Source organism: Actinoplanes sp. CA-030573, from assembly GCF_050951115.1.
Taxonomy (GTDB): domain Bacteria; phylum Actinomycetota; class Actinomycetes; order Mycobacteriales; family Micromonosporaceae; genus Actinoplanes.
In genome coordinates, this window is the sequence record NZ_CP192038.1 from 9,622,769 (window position 1) to 9,640,989 (window position 18,221).

The 18,221-nt window shown below is 72.5% G+C and carries 15 protein-coding genes; 5 read left to right on the top strand and 10 right to left on the bottom strand.

The window, feature by feature from the left end; genetic code table 11:
• Positions 1–15 precede the first annotated feature (15 nt).
• Entirely contained in the window at positions 16–1,254 is a 1,239-nt protein-coding gene (mycP, locus tag ACQP2F_RS44660; protein WP_433298868.1) for a type VII secretion-associated serine protease mycosin, read from the top strand.
• Between the two features lie 775 nt (positions 1,255–2,029).
• Here mycP and ACQP2F_RS44665 read toward each other — a convergent pair.
• The 5 genes from ACQP2F_RS44665 to ACQP2F_RS44685 are packed head-to-tail and all read right to left on the bottom strand — an operon-like array spanning position 2,030 to position 6,545.
• Positions 2,030–3,208: a MarP family serine protease gene (locus ACQP2F_RS44665; protein WP_433298870.1), complete on the bottom strand. Its 1,179-nt coding sequence runs from the start codon at positions 3,206–3,208 to the stop codon at positions 2,030–2,032.
• A gap of 34 nt (positions 3,209–3,242) precedes the next feature.
• Positions 3,243–3,959: an NUDIX hydrolase gene (locus ACQP2F_RS44670; protein ID WP_433298872.1), complete on the bottom strand. Its 717-nt coding sequence runs from the start codon at positions 3,957–3,959 to the stop codon at positions 3,243–3,245.
• Positions 3,956–4,510 carry a TlpA family protein disulfide reductase gene (locus ACQP2F_RS44675; RefSeq protein ID WP_433298874.1) on the bottom strand — a complete coding sequence of 185 codons (555 nt, stop codon included), beginning with the start codon at positions 4,508–4,510 and terminating at the stop codon, positions 3,956–3,958. Before ACQP2F_RS44675 ends, ACQP2F_RS44670 begins: the two co-directional genes overlap by 4 nt.
• Entirely contained in the window at positions 4,507–5,304 is a 798-nt protein-coding gene (nth, locus tag ACQP2F_RS44680; RefSeq protein ID WP_433307897.1) for an endonuclease III, read from the bottom strand. The genes ACQP2F_RS44675 and nth overlap by 4 nt, the downstream gene beginning before the upstream one ends.
• A gap of 41 nt (positions 5,305–5,345) precedes the next feature.
• Positions 5,346–6,545: a CapA family protein gene (locus tag ACQP2F_RS44685; RefSeq protein WP_433298876.1), complete on the bottom strand. Its 1,200-nt coding sequence runs from the start codon at positions 6,543–6,545 to the stop codon at positions 5,346–5,348.
• A 206-nt stretch (positions 6,546–6,751) separates the two neighbouring features.
• Between ACQP2F_RS44685 and ACQP2F_RS44690 the strand changes: the two genes are divergently transcribed.
• The 3 genes from ACQP2F_RS44690 to ACQP2F_RS44700 all read left to right on the top strand — a co-directional run bounded on the left by ACQP2F_RS44690 (position 6,752) and on the right by ACQP2F_RS44700 (position 10,982).
• Positions 6,752–7,429: a Crp/Fnr family transcriptional regulator gene (locus ACQP2F_RS44690; protein ID WP_020515203.1), complete on the top strand. Its 678-nt coding sequence runs from the start codon at positions 6,752–6,754 to the stop codon at positions 7,427–7,429.
• Between the two features lie 194 nt (positions 7,430–7,623).
• A complete protein-coding gene (locus ACQP2F_RS44695) occupies positions 7,624–8,979 on the top strand; it encodes a carboxyl transferase domain-containing protein (protein WP_433298879.1) in 1,356 nt (451 codons plus the stop codon).
• On the top strand, positions 8,976–10,982 hold the full coding sequence (locus tag ACQP2F_RS44700) for a biotin carboxylase N-terminal domain-containing protein (protein WP_433298881.1): 2,007 nt from the start codon (positions 8,976–8,978) through the stop codon (positions 10,980–10,982). The genes ACQP2F_RS44695 and ACQP2F_RS44700 overlap by 4 nt, the downstream gene beginning before the upstream one ends.
• On the opposite strand, the gene ACQP2F_RS44705 is transcribed toward ACQP2F_RS44700, so the two are convergent.
• The 5 genes from ACQP2F_RS44705 to ACQP2F_RS44725 form a co-directional block, all read right to left on the bottom strand.
• Positions 10,959–11,909 carry a serine/threonine-protein kinase gene (locus tag ACQP2F_RS44705; protein WP_433298883.1) on the bottom strand — a complete coding sequence of 317 codons (951 nt, stop codon included), beginning with the start codon at positions 11,907–11,909 and terminating at the stop codon, positions 10,959–10,961. The genes ACQP2F_RS44700 and ACQP2F_RS44705 overlap by 24 nt on opposite strands.
• Before the next feature lie 31 nt (positions 11,910–11,940).
• Entirely contained in the window at positions 11,941–15,594 is a 3,654-nt protein-coding gene (locus ACQP2F_RS44710; protein ID WP_433298885.1) for an adenylate/guanylate cyclase domain-containing protein, read from the bottom strand.
• Positions 15,591–16,388 carry an MBL fold metallo-hydrolase gene (locus tag ACQP2F_RS44715; RefSeq protein WP_433298887.1) on the bottom strand — a complete coding sequence of 266 codons (798 nt, stop codon included), beginning with the start codon at positions 16,386–16,388 and terminating at the stop codon, positions 15,591–15,593. Before ACQP2F_RS44715 ends, ACQP2F_RS44710 begins: the two co-directional genes overlap by 4 nt.
• A 111-nt stretch (positions 16,389–16,499) precedes the next feature.
• Positions 16,500–16,985 (bottom strand): RidA family protein, encoded by a 486-nt coding sequence (locus tag ACQP2F_RS44720; protein WP_433298889.1) that lies wholly within the window; start codon positions 16,983–16,985, stop codon positions 16,500–16,502.
• Complete coding sequence (locus ACQP2F_RS44725) at positions 16,982–17,137, bottom strand: DUF4177 domain-containing protein (RefSeq protein ID WP_157437327.1); 156 nt, start codon at positions 17,135–17,137, stop codon at positions 16,982–16,984. The genes ACQP2F_RS44720 and ACQP2F_RS44725 overlap by 4 nt, the downstream gene beginning before the upstream one ends.
• A 157-nt stretch (positions 17,138–17,294) precedes the next feature.
• Between ACQP2F_RS44725 and ACQP2F_RS44730 the strand changes: the two genes are divergently transcribed.
• Positions 17,295–18,212 (top strand): Rv0361 family membrane protein, encoded by a 918-nt coding sequence (locus ACQP2F_RS44730; protein ID WP_433298891.1) that lies wholly within the window; start codon positions 17,295–17,297, stop codon positions 18,210–18,212.
• The last annotated feature ends 9 nt before the right edge of the window (positions 18,213–18,221 follow it).

Genomic DNA, 18,221 nt, shown 5'->3' on the forward strand with positions numbered 1-18,221 from the left:
CTCCGGCGGTGACCGTTGCTGAGCGGTCGCCGGCTGGCGTCGGCCGCTCTCGCCGGGGTCTTCGCCCTCGCCGCACCGGCCGCCCCCGCGATCGCCGCGCCACCGGCCGACGTGCCCAGCCCGCTGATCGGTGACGCCTTCCGCGACGACCAGTGGTATCTCAAGACGCTGAACGTGGCCGGCGCCTGGACGTACGCGAACGGCGCCGGGATCACGGTCGCGGTCATCGACTCCGGCGTCGACGCCACCCACCCCGACCTGCAGGGCCAGGTGCTGCCCGGCCTCGACCTGGTCGACACCAAGGGCAACGGCGACACCGACCTGGTCGGCCACGGCACCACGGTCTCGGCCATCATCGCCGGCCGCGGCGACGACACGGCCGGCGTGATCGGCATCGCCCCGAAAGCCAAGATCCTGCCGGTCCGCGTGCTCGACGAGGAGAACCGCTACAACGACGCCATCATCGTGGCCAAGGGCGTCCGCTGGGCGGTCGACCACGGCGCCCGCGTGATCAACCTGTCGCTGGGCGGCAACGGCAGCAGCGCGGCGCTGGCGGCGGCGCTGGACTACGCGTTCGCCAAGGACGTGGTCGTGGTCGCCTGCACCGGCAACACGAGCGCCTCGTCCGACACCGAGGTGTGGTACCCGGCTCGCGAGCCCGGCGTGATCGCGGTGGCCGGTATGGACAAGGAGGGCAACGCCCTCTGGCCGGGCTCGATCACCGGCCGGGAGACGGTCGTGACGGCCCCGGCCACGCAACTGGTCGGCGCCCAGGCCGGCGGCGGGTACTGGAAGGTGCAGGGCACGAGCTTCGCGGCGCCGATGGTCTCGGCCACGGCGGCGCTGATCCGGTCACGCTGGCCGACCATGCCGGCGGGCGAGGTGATAAACCGGATCATTCGGACGGCGTACGACCGAGGTCCGGCCGGGCGCGACGCCACGTTCGGGTTCGGGATGGTGGATCCGACCGGGGCGTTGACCGCTTCGGTGCCCGCGGTCTTCGACAACCCGCTGGACACGTCGCCGTCGCCGGGGGTGGCCGGCTTCGGGTCGGCGCCGGTTCCGGGCCAGGCTCAGTCGGCGCCGTTCGACCCGACCGCCCAGTCGCCTCGCGCCGAGTCCGGCCAGGCGGCGTCGCCGGTGCGGGCGGCCGGCCCGCCGGCGCGGCGGGGCTGGTGGGCGGGGGCGGTGCTGCTGGTGATCTCGGGGATGGCGGCGCTGCTTACGGTGCGGCGGTTCGCGTACACGACTTGAGACTTTTGCGGCGGTGAGGTCGCTCGGTGAGTTGCCGTTGTCCGTCGTTCTGTTGTCCGTTGTCCTACCCCACCCCGTTCACTGGGTGGGGCTACTTTACGGCTGGGCTACGACAATTTCGGCGGGCCGTCCACAGGCGTCGCCGGGCCCGAGGTGAGCGGTCGCTTCGAATCTTGACGACTCCCGGCGTGGAGTGAGCGAGAAGTCATCAACGTCCGCATGCGAGCCGCGCTAGAGCCCTCGATCTTGATGACTTTCCGCTCGTAACGAACGGCCATTTATCAACGTTCCGGCAAGGGCGCGCCGACGCCCGCACGGCGGCTGCCGAACGCCCGCACGGTTGCAGTCGAACGCCCGCACGGTGGCAGTCGAATGCCCGCAAGGCTGCCGAACGCCCGCACGGCGGCTGCCGAACCCCCGCGCGACGGCTGCGGGTCGCGCTTGCCAACCGGCTTCGCCGGCAACGATGCGATGCGGCGACGGCCAGCGTGACGACGGCCGGCCACATCTCCCGGCGCGAGCTCAGTCGGTCCGCTCACGCGATCCAGGTCGAACGAACCGACGCGGCAACGCGACTGACGAGCGGGCGCGGCAACACGGCAGACAAGCGAGCACGGCAGACAAGCGAGCACGGCGACACGGCGAGCACGGCGAACGAGCCTGTGCGGCAAACGAGCAGCGGGCGCGCTGCCGCTACCCGGTGCTGCCCACGAGATTCAAAAGGCTCAGGAACGCAGGACGAGTTCGCAGGCCTCGCCGGCCTCCAGCGGAAACCTCAAGCGCAATCGTCGGTGGAGACGCCGCGCGTGCGTTCGACCCCGGCCTTTGCCACGGGCGCGGCCTCGGCGGCGGTCAGGGCGAAGCCCGTGTACTTGTCGTCGGCGGCGGCGGCGAAGATCACGCCCATCACCTGGCCGGTTGGGGTGATCAAGGGGCCGCCCGAGTTGCCGCTTCGGACGAGCGACTTGATGGTGTAGATCTCGCGGGTCACGTCGCCCGAGTCGTAGATGTCGGGGCCGGTGATGTTGCCTACGTCGCGGACCCGGGCCGACTGCGCGTCGTACGGGCCGTCCTGCGGGTAACCGAGCACGATCGCGCTCGCGCCGGTCGCGGCCGGCTTGGCGATGAACGGCATCACGGGGGCGCGCAGGCCGGGCACGTAGACCACCGCCAGATCGCGCTCCGGGTCGTAGACGACGACCTTGCCGCCCAGGCGGTCGCCGTTCACCTCGACCGACACGTCGCGGGTGCCCGCCACCACGTGCGCGTTCGTCATCACCCGCTCGCTGGAGTAGACGAAGCCGGAACCCTCGATGCGCCGCGAGCAGCTCGGGGCGGTGCCGAGCACCTTGATCACCGACTGCTTGCTCTTCTGCACGATCTGCGAGCCCCGGAGGGCGGGGTCGGGCGCCGCCACATCCTTGACCCGGGTCGGGGTCAGGCCGCCGAACACGTCGGGGAAGCCGTTGGTGTCCAGCGTGTCGCGCAGGGCCGAGGAAAGCGCCTGCGCCTGGTCGGGCATCACGCCGTTGATGCCGCGCAGGATCGCGCTGTTGCGGACCTCGCTGTTGAGGCCGGGGAACGGGGTCGAGCCCAGCGGCACCGCGATCAGCCAGGCCACCAGCAGCACGGCGACCAGCGAGATGAGGGCGCCGCCGGCGTCGTCGGCGCGCTGGAGCGGCTTGCTGGAGATCTGGCGGCGCAGGTGGGTGCCGAGCCAGCCGGCCAGGGTCTGCCCGAGCACGGCGAGCGCGAAGATCGAGGCGAGCGAGACGACGAGGCGGGCGGTCGGGTCGGTGAACCGGTCGGCGATCAGCGGGCCGACCTGCAGGCCGATCAGTACGCCACTGAAGAACCCGCCGAACGAGAGCGCGCCGATGACGAAGCCCTGGCGGTAGCCGCTGATCGCGAAGACCAGCATGAGCAGGATCAGGATGGCATCGACCACGAACACTCACTCAGAGTAGAGGCGGCGGGCCAGCCCGGGATCATGGCAGAACCTCGTCCGGCGCACCGCCGCGTGTCGCCGGCACCGGGGCCGAGGCGTCCGGCAGCTCCACGATGCGTCCCGGCTCCCAGGGACGCGACCAGCCGGCCATGTCGAGCAACTCCGAGATCACCCCCGCCGTGAACCCCCAGACCAGCAGACCGCGCACCTGAAAAGCCGGCCCGATCCAACCACGGGGATGCCGCACCCGGATACGGTTCTGCGGGTCGACAAGTTCACCGATCGGCAGACGGGCCACGTGCGCGACCTCGGCCGGCTGGCGGGGGCTGACCGGGTGCGGGTGCCGCCACCAGGCCAGCACCGGGGTGACGACGAAAGAGCTGACCGGTATGTAGAGGTCGGGCAGCAGGCCGAGCACCTCGACACTGGACGGGTCGAGGCCCACCTCCTCCTTCGCCTCGCGCAGCGCGGTCGCCACCGCGTCGGCGTCCTCCGGGTCGGTGCCGCCGCCCGGAAAGGCGGGCTGCCCGGCGTGATTCCGCATGGTCGCCGCGCGTTGGAGGATCAAAAGGTCAGGCTCGGGGGAGGAAGCGGACGCGGAGCCGAGCAACACCAGCACGGCGCTGGGCCGGCCACCTCCGGCGGGCGGGCGCAACGGGGTGAAATCCTCCGTACGGCACGTGGCCACCCGCGACAGCAGAGGCTCGAACCAGGACGGCAGATCGTCGGGGCGCGCCAGCACCCGCCCTTCGCTCACAGCGTCACCACCACGCCGGTGTGCTCCTTGACCAGCTGGGTCAGCTTGACCGCGTCCAACGGCAGGATGTTGACGTACGCCTTACCCGTCGCGTCCACGAAGACGGTGACCGGGAGGTTGGTGCGGGCCAGCGCGTTGATCAGCTTGTTGTCCTGGTCGAAGAGCGTCGGCAGGGTGACCCCGCGGTCGGCGGCGAAGGACGCGCCCGCCGAACGCCGGTCCCCGGTGTCGACGCCGACGACGGTGAGCTGGTCGCCCGCTTTGTCGGCCAGTTGCTGCACTACGGGCAGCTCCTGCCGGCACGGGCCGCACCAGGACGCCCAGATGTTGACCACCGCCGGCCCGCGCAGCGACCGCAGCGAGACCTTGTCGTCGCCCGTGAAGCAGGGCAGCGTCACGTCGGGCAGCCCGGTCGCGGTCGGCGACGGCGCGGTGAGGCCGGAGCAGCCGGCAAAAGGCGACGGCGTCTCGGAGGCAGAGGCGGTGCACCCGGACAGGGCGGCGAACAAAACAGCGAGCAAGGAGGCGGCCACCGGGCCCGACGACCTCACGGCGCCTCCGGGGCGGTGATCGCGGCGGCCGGCACCAGGTCGGGGTCGACGCCGGCGGCGATCGCCAGCTCGCGGGCGCGCGGGCCCTTGAGCAGCTTGGCCGCGGCGGCCGCGTCGGTCGGGCCGGTGCCGTAGGACGGGCACATGGTGGCCAGCGTGCAGGCGCCGCAGGCGGGCTTGCGGGCGTGGCAGACCCGGCGGCCATGGAAGATCACCCGGTGCGACAGCATCGTCCAGTCGCGCTTCTCGATCAGCTCGGCGACCTGAAACTCGATCTTGACCGGGTCGTCCTCGTGCACCCAGCCGAAGCGGTTGGTCAGCCGGCGGAAGTGGGTGTCGACGGTGATGCCGGGGACGTCGAACGCGTTGCCGAGGATGACGTTGGCCGTCTTGCGCCCGATGCCGGGCAGCGCGACCAGCTGGTCCAGCTTCGCCGGCAGCACGCCGTCGTGCTTGTCGACCAGGGCCTGGCCGAGCTTGATCAGCGAGTCGGTCTTGGCCCGGAAGAAGCCGGTCGGGCGCAGCAGCTCCTCGAGCTCGGCGCGATCGGCGCCGGCGTAGTCGGCCGCCGTCACGTACCGCTTGAAGAGCGTCGGGGTCACCTGGTTGACCCGCACGTCGGTGGTCTGCGCGGACAGCACGGTGGCCACCGCGAGCTCGAGCGGGGTGGTGAAGTCGAGCTCGCAGTGCGCGTCCGGATGCGTCTCGGCGAGGACCTTGGCCATCTTGCGGGCACGTCGCTTGCGTCCGATCGGCGTCTCGCCCGCGAATCGCTTGACCGACCGGACCACCAGAGTCACCGGTAAAGAGTACGTCGTGGGTACGACAGGTTCGGTTACGCCGGCTCCCGGATCGATCCGTCTGCCCCGATCGTGGCCGCGGTCGCTCCGAAATCGGCCCGGCTGAGCTGGGACACGAGGGCGCGGCCCTTCTCCTGATCGGCGTCACGCGTCGGGAGCCCGGCCGGGCTCATGTAGGTGGAGAGGAACTTCCCGCCCGCGTACGTGCCCTCCTTGGTGAGCCGCACCCGCAGGATGCCGCCGTATTTGAGCACCCCCAGACTGGAGAGGGTCTTCCCGCCTCCGGCGAAGTTCCCGAGGCTGTACGCGATGAGCTTGCCCCGATAGAACTCCATGCCCCGCAGGACATGTGGGCTGTGCCCGACGACCAGATCGGCCCCGGCGTCGATCACGGTGTGGCTGAACTTGATCGGGTCGCCCCGGTTCTCGCCGTGGAAGATCTCGCTGCCCGGCTTCACGTGCTGCATGGTCGCGCCCTCGGCACCCATGTGCACCTGCACCACGACCAGGTCGGCCTGCTCCGCCGCCTCCTGGACGACCGCGCGCGAGTGGTCGAGGTCGTTCAGGTTGTTGGCGCCGGAGTAACCGGAGAAGCCCACCACCGCGACCTTGATCCCCTTGACCTCGACGACGGTGATCTCGTCCTCGTTGCCGGTGTACTGGAGGCCGGCGTCGTCCAGCGCCGCCCGCGTGTTCTTGGCACCCGCCGCGCCGAAGTCCCGGGTGTGGTTGTTGGCCAGGTTCATCAGCTGGAACCCACCGTCCTTCAGATGCGCCGCATAGGACGGCGGCGACCGGAAGGCGAAGCAGTTCGCCGACGGCGGCGTGCCGCACTTGGACGCGCCGGTGTCCTCGGTCAGCGGCTGCTCGAGGTTGCCCATGACGAGATCGGACTTCAGGTCGGCGGCCACCGAGTCGAAGAAGCCCTCGCCGTCGTCCGGCGGCATGCGGTTCGGCGCGTTGCTCATCATGATGTCGCCGGTGGCCGACAGGGTGATCGCCGGAACCTCGGCCGACTCCGTCTCGACGGGCTTCGTCTCGGCGGGCTTGGTCTCGACGGGCTTCGTCGCCGGGGCGGCATCCGGCTCCTGCCACGTCGCCGACGATCCGGACCCGCGGTTGGCGAAGGCGACGCCGCCGGCGCCCACGCCGGCCAGAACCGCCAGGACAATCGTGATGGTCAGGACAGGACGCCCGAAAAGGCCGGGGCTTTGCTGCGGGGGGTGGGAATTCATCGACGGCGACGATACCTTCGGGTAGCGACGCGGAGGACCCGTCGAATGGCTTGTTGTCGCCCTCCCCCGGACGACGAAAAACACAGCCCGTGACGGTCGGATTGGTTACCCTGCGGTATCTAGATCAAGGGGTGCCTGCCCGATTCCCGCCCGCGTGCGCCTAGACTGATCGAGCGCAGGCGTTGCGCGTGTTCGGAGGTGCGCAGATGGACGAGGTGCTGGCGCGGAGCGGGATCTTCCAGGGCGTTGACCCGGAGGCCGCCGAGGCGCTCGCCAAGGAGATGGACACGGTCGAGGTCCGCAAGGGCGACGTCCTGTTCAACGAGGGCGAGGCCGGTGACAGCCTGTACATCGTGCTGTCCGGCAAGATCAAGCTGGGTCGCCGCGCCGCCGACGGCCGGCAGAACCTGGTCTCGATCATGGGTCCGTCCGACATGGTCGGCGAGCTGTCCCTCTTCGACCCCGGCCCGCGCACGGCGACCGCGACCGCGGTGACCGACGCGCGGCTCGCCCGGCTCAAGAAGACCTCGCTCCGCCCGTGGCTCAACAACCGCCCCGAGATCGCCGAGCAGTTGCTCCGGGTGCTCGCGCGCCGGCTCCGCCGCACGAACGACGCGCTCGCCGACCTGATCTTCACCGACGTGCCCGGCCGGGTGGCGAAGAACCTGCTGCAGATGGCCGGCCGGTTCGGCACCCGCGACGGCGGTGTGTTGCGTGTCACGCACGACCTCACCCAGGAGGAGCTGGCCCAGCTCGTCGGCGCCTCGCGCGAGACAGTGAACAAGGCGCTCGCCGATTTCGCCTCCCGCGCCTGGCTGCGGCTGGACGGCAAGAGCGTGATCATCCTGGACCCCGAGCGGCTCGCCCGACGCGCCCGCGTCTGAGCGGCTGAGCGCCGATAGGCGCGAATCCCTCAAACCGCTCAAATACGCCTGAAAAGGCGACAAAGCCGCCGCTTTCAGATCCGTGTCGCACCCGCTTGGCCGCTCGTTACGGAGGTGGTCGAGAGGCACCGGCGATACGGAGAGGGCGCGGCTTTGAACATGGTGGGGGGCGTACAGCGCAACGGGGTCCCGTCATGACCGTGCTCGACACGGCGATCGACCCGCGCACCCCCGCCTACCTGGAAGCCCGCGGCGTCGTCCTGGAACGCCTGGCCCGGCTCGAGGCGGCGCTGGACGAGGCGCGGGCCGGCGGCGGCGAGAAGGCGGTCACCCGGCACCACGCCCGCGGCAAGCTGCTGCCCCGCGAACGCGTCGAGATGCTGCTCGACCAGGACAGCCCGTTCCTCGAGCTGTCGCCGGTCACCGCCGGCGGCACCGAGTTCCCGATCGGCTCGGGCGTGGTCACCGGCATCGGCGTGGTCGAGGGCGTCGAGTGCGTGATCGTCGCGACCGACCCGACCGTCGAGCGCAACCCGCTCGACCCGTACCCGCTGGAGAAGATCCGCCGGGCCGCCCGGATCGCCTCGGCCAACCGCCTGCCGCTGGTCAACCTGGTCGAGTCGGCCGGCGAGGCCGGCACCGGCGGACCGCCACCGGCCGGCGGCCTGGCCCGCGATCTCGGCCGCCTCGCCATCGAGCGGGTGCCCACGGTCTGCGTCGTCTTCGGCCCGACCCGCGGCGACGACGCCTACCTGCCCCAGCTCTCGGACTACACGATCATGGTGCGCGGGCACGCCAAGATGCTCACCATCCACCCGCAGCCGGTCAACGGCAGCGCCAAGGGCCCGAAGGTCCGCAGCGCGCCGACCGTGCCGGCCGGGGTCACCGGGCCCGCCGACCAGCTGGCCGAGGACGAGCGGGACGGCCTGCGGCTGGCCCGGCAGTGCATCCGCCGGCTCAACTGGCGCAAGCGCGGCCCGCTCCCCCGCACCTTCCCGCCGAGCCCGCCCAAGTACGAGGCGGACGACCTGCTGGCGATCTCGGGCGGCGTGAAGGCAGCGGCCGACGACCCGCGCGAGATCCTCGCCCGGATCCTGGACGGCAGCGACTTCGACGAGTTCAAGCCCGGCCACGGCCCGGCCCTGGTGGCCGGCTGGGGCGAGCTGCACGGCTACCCGGTCGCCGTCCTGGCCGGCACCGGCGCGCCGCACACCGCGGCCGAGACCCAGAAGGCCGTCCATCTCATCCAGCTCGCCAACGCGACCGACACCACGCTGCTGTTCCTGGCCGCGCGATTCGGCCCGACCGAGATCGAGGCGCTGACCATGTCCACGGTGCCGCATCTGGCCGTGGGCACGGGCCGCGCCGGCGACCCCCGCTTCGTGTTCAGCTGGCCGGCCGACGAGCCGGCCGGCGGTGACGACGACGGTGTCATCGACCCCCGCGACACCCGTACCGTCCTCGGACTCTGCCTTTCCGCCGCGCACAGCGCGGTCGTCGAGGGCGCCGGGCACGTCGGCGTGTTCCGACCCGGAAAGGTAGACCTGTGATCCGACGTCTTCTGGTGGCAGACCGTGGGGAGATCGCCCGCCGGGTGTTCTCCACCTGCCGCCTGGTCGGCATCGAGACGGTCGCCGTCTACTCCGACGCCGATTCCGACGCGCCGCACGTCGCGGAGGCCGACTATGCCGTACGCCTCGACGGCGGAACCGCGGCCGCTGCCTATCTACGCGGCGATCTGATAATTACGGCCGCCCAGCGCACCGGCGCGAACGCGATCCACCCCGGCAACGGGCTGCTGGCCGAGGATCCCGACTTCGCGGCCGCGGTCGCCGACGCCGGGATGATCTGGGTCGGCGCGCCGGCCAAGACGCTCGGCACCCTGCGCAGCAAGCGGGAGACCAAGGAGCTGGTGGCCGAGGCGCGGGTGCCGGTGCTGCCGAGCTTCACCGAGCCGGCCAAGGTGCCCGGCTACCCGGTGCTGATCAAGCCGGACGCGGGCTCGGGCGGCGCCGGCATGCGGGTGGTGCGGGACGCGTCGACGCTGGCCGAGGCGATCGCGTCGACCCGGCGCGAGGCGGGCTGCGAGGTCTTCTGCGAGCCGTACGTCGAGGACGTGCGCCACATCGAGATCCCGATCCTGGCCGACGAGCACGGCGCGGTCGTCCCGTTCGGCGAGCGCGAGTGCTCGGTGCAGCGCCGCTACCAGCAGATCATCGAGGAGACCCCGTCCCCGGCGGTCGATCCCGGGCTGCGCGAGGAACTGTGCCGGGCGGCGATCGTGGCGGTCCGCGCGATCGGCTACGTCGGCGCCGGCGCGGTCGAGTTCCTGCTCGATCCCGAGGGCGACTTCTGGTTCCTCGAGCTGACTCCGACCCTGCAGGCCGAGCACGCGGTCACCGAGTGCGTCTCCGGCTACGACCTGGTGCGACTCCAGCTGCTGGTGGCCGAGGGCGGCATGCTGCCGATGCCGGGACCGCCGCCGATCCGCGGGCACGCGATCGAGGTGCGCATCTGCGCGGAGGATCCGGCGTACGCCTGGTTGCCCGCCAGCGGCACGCTGCACCGGTTCGCCGTGCCGGACGTCGCCGGGCGGTTCCGCCCGCTGCCCCAGCCCGGCCTGCGCCTGGACGCCGGGGTCGAGGACGGCTCGGTGATCGGCGTGCACCCGGACCCGACGCTGGCCAAGCTGATCGCCTGGGCGCCGACCCGGCAGGAGGCGGCGCGGATGCTGGCCTCGGCGCTGACCCGCACCCAGCTGCACGGCGTCGCGACCAACCGCGATCTGCTGGTACGCGTCCTGCGCCATCACTCGTTCCGCACCGGCGACCTGGACACCGGGTTCCTCGACCGACGTCCCGAGGTCTTCGCCCCGCTCCTGTCGGCGGTCGACGCCGTACGCATCTCGTGTCTGGCCGCCGCCCTGGCCGGCGCCGCCGCACGCCGCTCGGCCGCCACCGTGCTCGCCTCCCTGCCCTCGGGCTGGCGCAACGTCCCCTCCGGATCGCAGACCGCCGTCTACGACGGTCCGGCCGGCCCGGTCGAGGTCGGCTACCGGATGGACCGGCACGGCGAGCTGGCCGGCTGGTGGGTGCGCGCGGTCGACCCCGAGGAGCTCGACCTGGCCGGGCTCGGGCAGGCGCCGGTGCTCGACGACCACCCGCAGACCGTGGTGGTGACCGCCGGCGACGAACGGGTCGTGCTCGACGTCAACGGCATCCGGCTGACCTTCAACGTGCACCGGGTCGGCGAGGTCTCCTATGTGGACAGCCCCGAGGGCTCGGTCGCGCTGCGTGAGCTCTCCCGCTTCCCGCTCCCCGCGCCCGAGGCGGCCGAGGGCTCGCTGATCGCCCCGCTGCCGGGCGCGGTCCGGCGGGTGCTGGTCGTGCCCGGTCAGCGGGTGCGGGCCGGCGAGCTGCTGCTCACGCTGGAGGCGATGAAGCTCGAGCACCCGGTGCACGCGCCGAGCGCGGGCGTGGTGGCCTCGCTGCCGGTGCATCCGGGCGCCGAGGTCGACACCGGCGAGCTGCTAGCGGTCCTGGATCCCGAGTAGCCCGAACAGCCACTTCTTCTTCGGCCGCTTGAGCTGGGCCCGCACGGTCGGCGTGTCGTCGCTGCCGGCCCAGCGCGGCGGCGGCACCGGCGGGCCGCCCGGCCGCAGGTCGAGCTTGGTCAGCAGGTCGAGCAGCTGGGCCGCGGTCGGCCGGGAGGCCGGGTCGTTGGCCATGCCGTAACGCAGCAGCTGGGTCAGCTCGCGTGGCACCCCGGGCAGGTCGGGGATGGGCTGGTGGAACAGGTCCATCAGGGTGATCAGGCTCGGGTTGCGGTCGCCGTCCCAGCGCGGCGGCCGGCCGCGCATCACCGCGTACAGCGTGGCGCAGAGCGCGTAGACGTCGACCGCGCCGGACGGGTTGTCGTGCCGGAACATCTCGGGCGGCGCGTAGGCCGGCGTCAGCACCTCGAGGGTCACCGACGAGTCGCGCATCTCGCCCAGCACGGCCAAGCCGAAGTCGGCGAGCACGGCCGAGTTGAACTGCGAGTAGAGGATGTTGGCCGGCTTCACGTCGCGGTGCAGCACGCCGTTCGCGTGCGAGTGCACCAGCGCGTCGGCGATCTTGATGCCCAGGTCGCGGGTCTCGACCGCGTCCAGCGGCTTGACCCGCATGCGGTCCAGATAGGAGCCGTCGCAGAGCTCCATGATCAGGTACGGGTGCTGGTCGACCGTGACGCCGACATCGAAGAGATCGACGACGTGCGGGTGCGACGACATGCGGCCGGCGGCCCGGGCCTCCCGCAGGAATCGGGCCTGGTCACGGTTGCTCTCGAGGCGCCGGTTCTCGACCTTGATGGCCACCTCGCGCCCGACCGAGTCCTGCATGGCGCGATAGACGGTGGCATATCCCCCGCGGGCCATGACCGACAAACCGGACATGCCCGGCACGTAGGGCACGGGCAGCGATCCCGGCGGGGTCTCCGTCATGGATGAGAACTTACGCCAGGTGGGGGGAACGTCATCCCGGCACGTCGGACGCGTACGCGACAGTTTCCGGCGGGGACGCCTCGACCGGCTCGGCGGCGAGGGCGGCGCGCAGCTCCTCGGCCGCGACCCGCTCACTGGCCTGCTCGGTCGAATACGCGAGCCGGACCGCTTCCTCGGCCGCCTGCCGCGACTCCTCGCAGCGGTCGGCGGCGGCCAGCACCCGGGCGTACGTCATCGCGGCCAGCACCCCGCTGCGCACATCCTCGCTGGTCGCGGCCCGGGCCCGCTCGATCCAGGTCATCGCCGAGTCGATCCGGCCGTCGGCGAGCAGCGCGGACGCGTACGACGCCAGGGCGTGCCGCCGGGAGAACAGCAGCGAGGGTGAGCCGGTGTCGCTGGCGATCGGCGCCAGCAACCCGATCGCCGTGGTCGCGTCGCCCGCCCGCAGCCGCGCCTCGGCCAGCAGCACCCGTGGACCGACCTGGGCCGGCGCGAGCGGATTGTGCGGCTCGACCGCGATCATCACCCGGCGGGCGTCGGCCTCGGCCCGGGCCAGGTCGCCCCGGTGCAGGTCGACGAAGCCGCGCATGGTGCCGGCCATGCCCAGCAGCAGCGGGTGCCCGGTGCGGTCGGCGAAGCCCAGGGCGTCGGTGAGCAGGTCGAACGCGTGGTCGAACTCGCCCAGGCCGCGGGCGATCGCACCTCGTACGACCAGTGCCAGCCCCCGCCCCCAGTCGTCGCCGACCGCGTTGAAGTCGCGGAACGCCCGGCGTGCCTCGCCGTCGGCCTCGCCCAGCTCGCCCAGCTCGCTCGCCGCGTACGCCTCGACCGCGCGCAGCGTGCCCACCGCCCAGGCCTCGCCCACCCGGTCGCCGAACGGCAGGAAGATCCGGGCCAGCCGGCGCGACTCCTGCAGGCGCCCGGCCAGCAGACGGGCGAACGCCGTGGTGCCACGCAGCCAGGACCGGCCCACCGGGTCGCCGAGCTCGGCGAACAGCCGCGCCGCCCGGCCGAGCACGGCGTCGGTGCCGGCGAAGTCGCCCCGTGTGGTGGTCACCCAGGCCAGGTTCTGCAGCGCCCAGGCCTGCCCGTGCCGGTCACCGGCCGCCAGCGTGACCTGGTAGGCCGCCGCGAACCGGCTGCTCGCCTGGCTCAGCCGGCCGGCCAGGAAGTCGGCCATGCCGAGCCGGCGCATCGCGTTCGCCCGCTCCGGCAGCAGCTCGGCCTCGGTCGCCACGTCGAGCGCCTCCTGCCAGGCCGCGACCGCCCGGCCGGTGTCGCCCAGCGCCTCGTGCGCCCGGCCCACCACCAGCAGCGCCTCGGCCCGGCACACCGGCTCGTCGGCCGAGCCCTTGGAGATCTTCTCGCCGTACACGAGCGCCTCCTCGGCCCGGCCCAGGCGCAGCAGCGCGCGGGCGTGCACGAGCTGGTCGGGCAACGGCAGCGCGTCGTGGGACAGCGACGCGGCCCGTTCCGCGTACTCGATGGAGGCGGCCGGCTCGATGTTGGCCAGCGCCCGGCGGGCCATCCGGCCGAGCGCGGCCACGCCGAGCGGCGTCACGTCGCGAACCGACGCCTCCGGGCGCAGCCGCACCTGGTCGGCCAGTTCCACCGCGCACTCGGCGTGGGTGGCCACGAACGCGTCCCGCTCGTTCTCGGTGAGGCTGAGCCGCGACGCGCCGTCGTAGCCGAGGCGGTCGATCGTCTCGGGGGCGGCCCAGGTGGCCAGGTAGGCGTGCCGGTCGGCGAGGTCGGCCTTGCCGATGCCGGAATAGGCGGCCTCGCGCATCAGCGGCGTGGTGAACGCGTAGCCGCCGCGCACCCGGTGCAGCATGCGCCGCTGCAACAGCTCGTCGATCGAGCGCTCGAGCTCGACCGCCGCCACCGCGCCCGGCCGCGCGTCGCTGGTCGCCCGCCGCTCGCGCAGCGCCTCGATCACGCCGGTCGGCACCGTGTCGCCGACGACCGCCGCGTCGCGCAGGACCGCGCGGGGCTCGGCCGGCAGCGCGTCGATGCGCGCGGCGAGCACCGCCGCGAGGTCGCGGGAGAGCAGCTGGCTGCCCAGCGACCCGGCCGCGAGCTGCCACTTGCCGGCCGCGTTGGCGCCGATCGCCGGGGTCAGCGCGCCGCGTTCCATCAGCAGCGTGACCATCTCGGCCAGGTAGAACGGGTTGCCCTGGGCGGTGGCCAGCAGCCGGTCGGTGTCCGGCTGGGGCAGCTTGCCGCCGTTGAGGTAGGAGGTGAGCAGCCGGGCCGCGTCGGCGCCGCGCAGCGGGGGCAGCGTGTGCACCTCCGCGTCGGCCAGCCGGGTCAGCGCACCGGCCGTGCGGACCAGCTCGGGCCGGCCGAGCAGGAGAACCACGACCGGGCCATCGAGCAACGAGAGCGTACGGCCGAGAGCGTCCACGGTCGAAGCGGTCGCATCATGCAGGTCGTCGACGATCACCACCAGCGGCGCCTCGGCCGCGAGCGCCGAGAGCAGCTCGGCCACGGCTGTCGAGACCGCCTCGGCGTCCTGCCGGGTGGTCGTCGGCTGCCAGTCGGCGGGCGCGGCCGGGCCGACCGGGTTGGCCGGCGCCTCGCCGTAACCGAGCAGCGCCAGCAACCGGTCGATGTCTATCTTGACGTCCTCGCCGTCGCGGCCCAATCGATGAGCGAGCTTGCGTAACCGTTCCTCGACGACCGTCCGCCCGACCGTCGACACGACGTCCTTCGGCAGGCCGACCGACTTGCGGACCAGGTCGGCCAGGGGCGCGTAGCGGCGACGCTCGCCGAACGCCCGGCAGCGCACCCGCAGCACCCTGGCGCCGGTGTGCGCCGCGTACCGGCCGCCGGCCCCGACGTCGTAGCCGGCCGCCAGCCGCTTCACCTCGCCGGCGAAGCGGGACTTGCCGATGCCGGCCTCGGCCGTCATCACCATGACCCGGGACGTCCCGGAGTCGATCGCCTCGGCCAGCCGGCCCGAGACCCGGCCGAGCTCGGTCTCGCGGCCGACGAACGGCGCCTCGTCGCCGAGACCGGAGCGGGTGCCGGGGGCGTCGTGCAGGCCGAGCAGCTCGAACGCGGGGACCGGCTCGCGCTTGCCCTTGAGCCGCAGCGGGCGCAGCTGCCGCCAGGATGCGACGTGCCGGGTGCCGGCGCTCGTACGGGAGCCCGCATAGACCGCGCCGACCGCGGCCGCGTCGGCGAACCGGGCCGCCGTGTTCACCGTGTCGCCGATGACCGTGTACTCGATGCCGGCCTGGATGCCGGCCACCACCTCGCCGGTGTTCACCCCGATGCGCAGACCGAGCGGGGCGCCGCCGCCCCGCTCGTCGTCCAGCACGCGGCGGACCGCGCGCTGCATGCTCAAGGCGGCCCGCACGGCACGCTCGGCGTCGTCCTCATGGGCCACCGGGGCGCCGAAGACCGCCATGATCCCGTCGCCGGTCAGCTTGTCGACGTGCCCGCCGAACGTCTTCACGGCGCCGGCCAGAGCGGCCAGCACCCGGTCGGTCACGGCGCCGACGCGCTCGGGGTCGAGGTCCTCCGACCACGAGGTGAAGTCGGAGAGGTCGCCGAAGAGCACGGTCACGATGCGCCGCTCGGCAGCGGGCAGCGTGGCCGCGGCCGGGAGGGCGGCGCCGCAGTTGTGGCAGAAGCGGGCGCCGGGGATGGCGACGGTTCCACACACCGGACAGGTCACAGCCGATCCAACCCGTCGGCCCTTGTTCCTTGTTCCCGATTTTTGTGACGGAGATAATCCAGCTGCGCCTTGGCCGAGAAGATCGCGGCGAACCGTACGGCTTGATCAATATCGGGATATACCAGGTCAACGACCTTTTCCGGCGTGTCGGCGCCCTCGTTGAGCGCGGCCTCGACCTGGGCCAGGCGCTCGCGCCGGTGGTCGAGATAGAACTGCGCCATCGCGGCCACGTCGGGCTGTGCCGGGCCGTGCCCGGGAAGCATCGGCACGCCGGCGTGCGCCCGCAGAAGCTCCAGACTCTCCAGGTACGCCCCGAGGTCGCCGTCCGGCGCGGCGACGACCGTGCTGCCGCGGCCGAGGATCGTGTCGCCGGTGAACATCGCGGAGGCATTCACGTCTTCGGCGAGAAAACACACCGAATCGGTGGTGTGCCCGGGAGTGTCCAGAACGCGGATGGTGAGGCCGTCGCTCGTGATCTCGCGGTCGAACGGCGCGCCGTGCTCGGGGTCGGCGGCCAGCACCGGGGTGCCGCCGAGCAGGCGGGACAGCCGGGCCGCGCCCTCGACGTGGTCGTGGTGACCGTGGGTAATCAGAATGGCACGGAACGGTCCCGCGTCGGCGATCGCGCGGAGGTGTCCGTCGTCGAGCGGGCCCGGGTCGATCACGAAGCCGAGCTTTTCGCCCGGCGCCCGCAGCACCCAGGTGTTGGTGCCGTCGAGCGTCATCGGGCCGGGGTTGGGCGCACGCAGCAGCGTCACCCAGCCCAACCGGCCGTCGAGCACCGCACCCCCCATGCGCGAAATCGTACGTCGCGCATGGGGGTTGAGCCGAGGACCGGATGTGCGATCTCAGCAGCCGCTCAGGTCACGGAGAGCGACCCCTTCCGGCATTTCCGCTCGTGCCGCTCAGGCGACCTCGACGATTGCTTCCACCTCGACCGGCGCGTCCAGCGGCAGCTCGGCCACGCCGACCGCGCTGCGGGCGTGCCGGCCCTGCTCACCGAAGACGTCGCCGAAGAGGTTGGAGGCGCCGTTCACGACCGCGGGCTGGCCGGTGAAGCCCGGGGCCGACGCCACGAAGCCGGTCAGCTTGACGATCTTGACGACCCGGCCCAGGCCGACCAGCGCCTCGACCGCGGCCAGCACGTTCACGGCGCAGGTGCGGGCCAGTTCGGCCGCCTGCTCCGGGTCGACGTCGGCGCCGACCTTGCCGGTCGCCGCCAGCTTGCCCTCGACCAGCGGGAGCTGTCCCGAGACGTACACGTGATTGCCAGTCTGCACGGCCGGAAGATAGGCGGCCAGCGGGGGCACCACCTGGGGCAGCGTGATGCCGAGCTCGGCCAGCCGGGCGTAGGCGTCGACCCCGCCGTCACCGGCGATCGGCGTGGTCACGACTTCGGCCGCTTCATGTATGCGATCAACTGCTCCGGGTTCGGACCGGGCACGACCTGGACCAGCTCCCAGCCGTCCTCGCCCCAGTTGTCGAGGATCTGCTTGGTCGCGTGGACCAGCAGGGGCACGGTCACGTACTCCCACTTCTGCATCGCCTGGATACTCCCTAATCGTCGGGTACCGCGTCAGCTTAGGACCCGCGCCCGGCCGCGAATGGCTAGGCTGAGCCCAGGGCTCGCTGTATAGATCATGGAGGGCGAAATGTCGCACCCGCAGGGGGGCCGGCCGGGTCATCCGGAGCCTGCGCCGGTGCCGTCGCCCGATCCCGAGCCGCCGCAGCCGATCCCGCCCGGTGACCCGATCCCGGCGCCCGAGCCGCCGCACGCGTGGCCGGCCCCGGCCCACGACGCCGCCGACTTCATCGACGCTCCGCCGGACCGGGCGGCCATGGAGTTCCCGCCGCCCGGCGCCTTCGCCGACGAGCGGCCCACCGCGACCATGCCCGCGGTCCCGGCGTCCGCCCCGCCGTTCCCGGCGTCCCAGTCCGCCCCGCCCTTCCCGGCGTCCCAGTCGGCCCCGCCCTTCCCGGTCGAGCACACCCAGGTCATCCCGGCCGTACCGCCGGCCGGGCCGTGGTATGCCCAGCACGAGGCGCCCGGCGAGTGGCAGACCCAACCGCCCGAGCACCTGGCCTGGCAGCACTCGCCGCCGGCCGAGATCCAGCCCGAGCCGATCTGGAGCGGCCCGCAGCAGCCGTGGCAGGTGCCGCCGAGCGCCGCCCCGGCGAAGAAGCGCGGCGCCCTCTGGGTCTCGCTCGCCCTGGCCGCCACCCTCATGCTGTGCGCGGGCGGCGCCGTCTCGGCCTATTTCCTGCTCCGCGACGCCGACAACCCGGGCTCGCCCGACCCGGCGACCGCGGTCAACCGGTTCCTCACCGCCGTCTACACCCAGCAGGACGCGACCGCCGCCGACGACCTGGTCTGCCGCGAGGCGCGTGACAAGACAAAGCTCACCGACCGGGTCAATGAGATCAAGACGTACTCGGCCGGCTACCAGGACCCGGTCTACCGCTGGGACGAGCCGGCCGTGTCCAGCGCCGAGAAGGACCGGGCCGAGGTCTCCGTGCAGGTCACGCTCTCCACCGGGGACGAGAAGACGGCGAAGCAGGACCTCGAGTTCACCGTGATCCGCAAGACCGGCTGGCTGGTCTGCGAGGTGGCCGGCTGATCGCCCGCC

Excerpts from the sequence above, each read along its gene's own strand:
- ACQP2F_RS44685 (WP_433298876.1), bottom strand. The coding sequence starts at position 6,545 with ATGAATTCCCACCCCCCGCAGCAAAGCCCCGGCCTTTTCGGGCGTCCT.
- ACQP2F_RS44690 (WP_020515203.1), top strand. The coding sequence starts at position 6,752 with ATGGACGAGGTGCTGGCGCGGAGCGGGATCTTCCAGGGCGTTGACCCG.
- ACQP2F_RS44695 (WP_433298879.1), top strand. The coding sequence starts at position 7,624 with ATGACCGTGCTCGACACGGCGATCGACCCGCGCACCCCCGCCTACCTG.
- ACQP2F_RS44705 (WP_433298883.1), bottom strand. The coding sequence starts at position 11,909 with ATGACGGAGACCCCGCCGGGATCGCTGCCCGTGCCCTACGTGCCGGGC.
- ACQP2F_RS44715 (WP_433298887.1), bottom strand. The coding sequence starts at position 16,388 with ATGGGGGGTGCGGTGCTCGACGGCCGGTTGGGCTGGGTGACGCTGCTG.
- ACQP2F_RS44725 (WP_157437327.1), bottom strand. The coding sequence starts at position 17,137 with ATGCAGAAGTGGGAGTACGTGACCGTGCCCCTGCTGGTCCACGCGACC.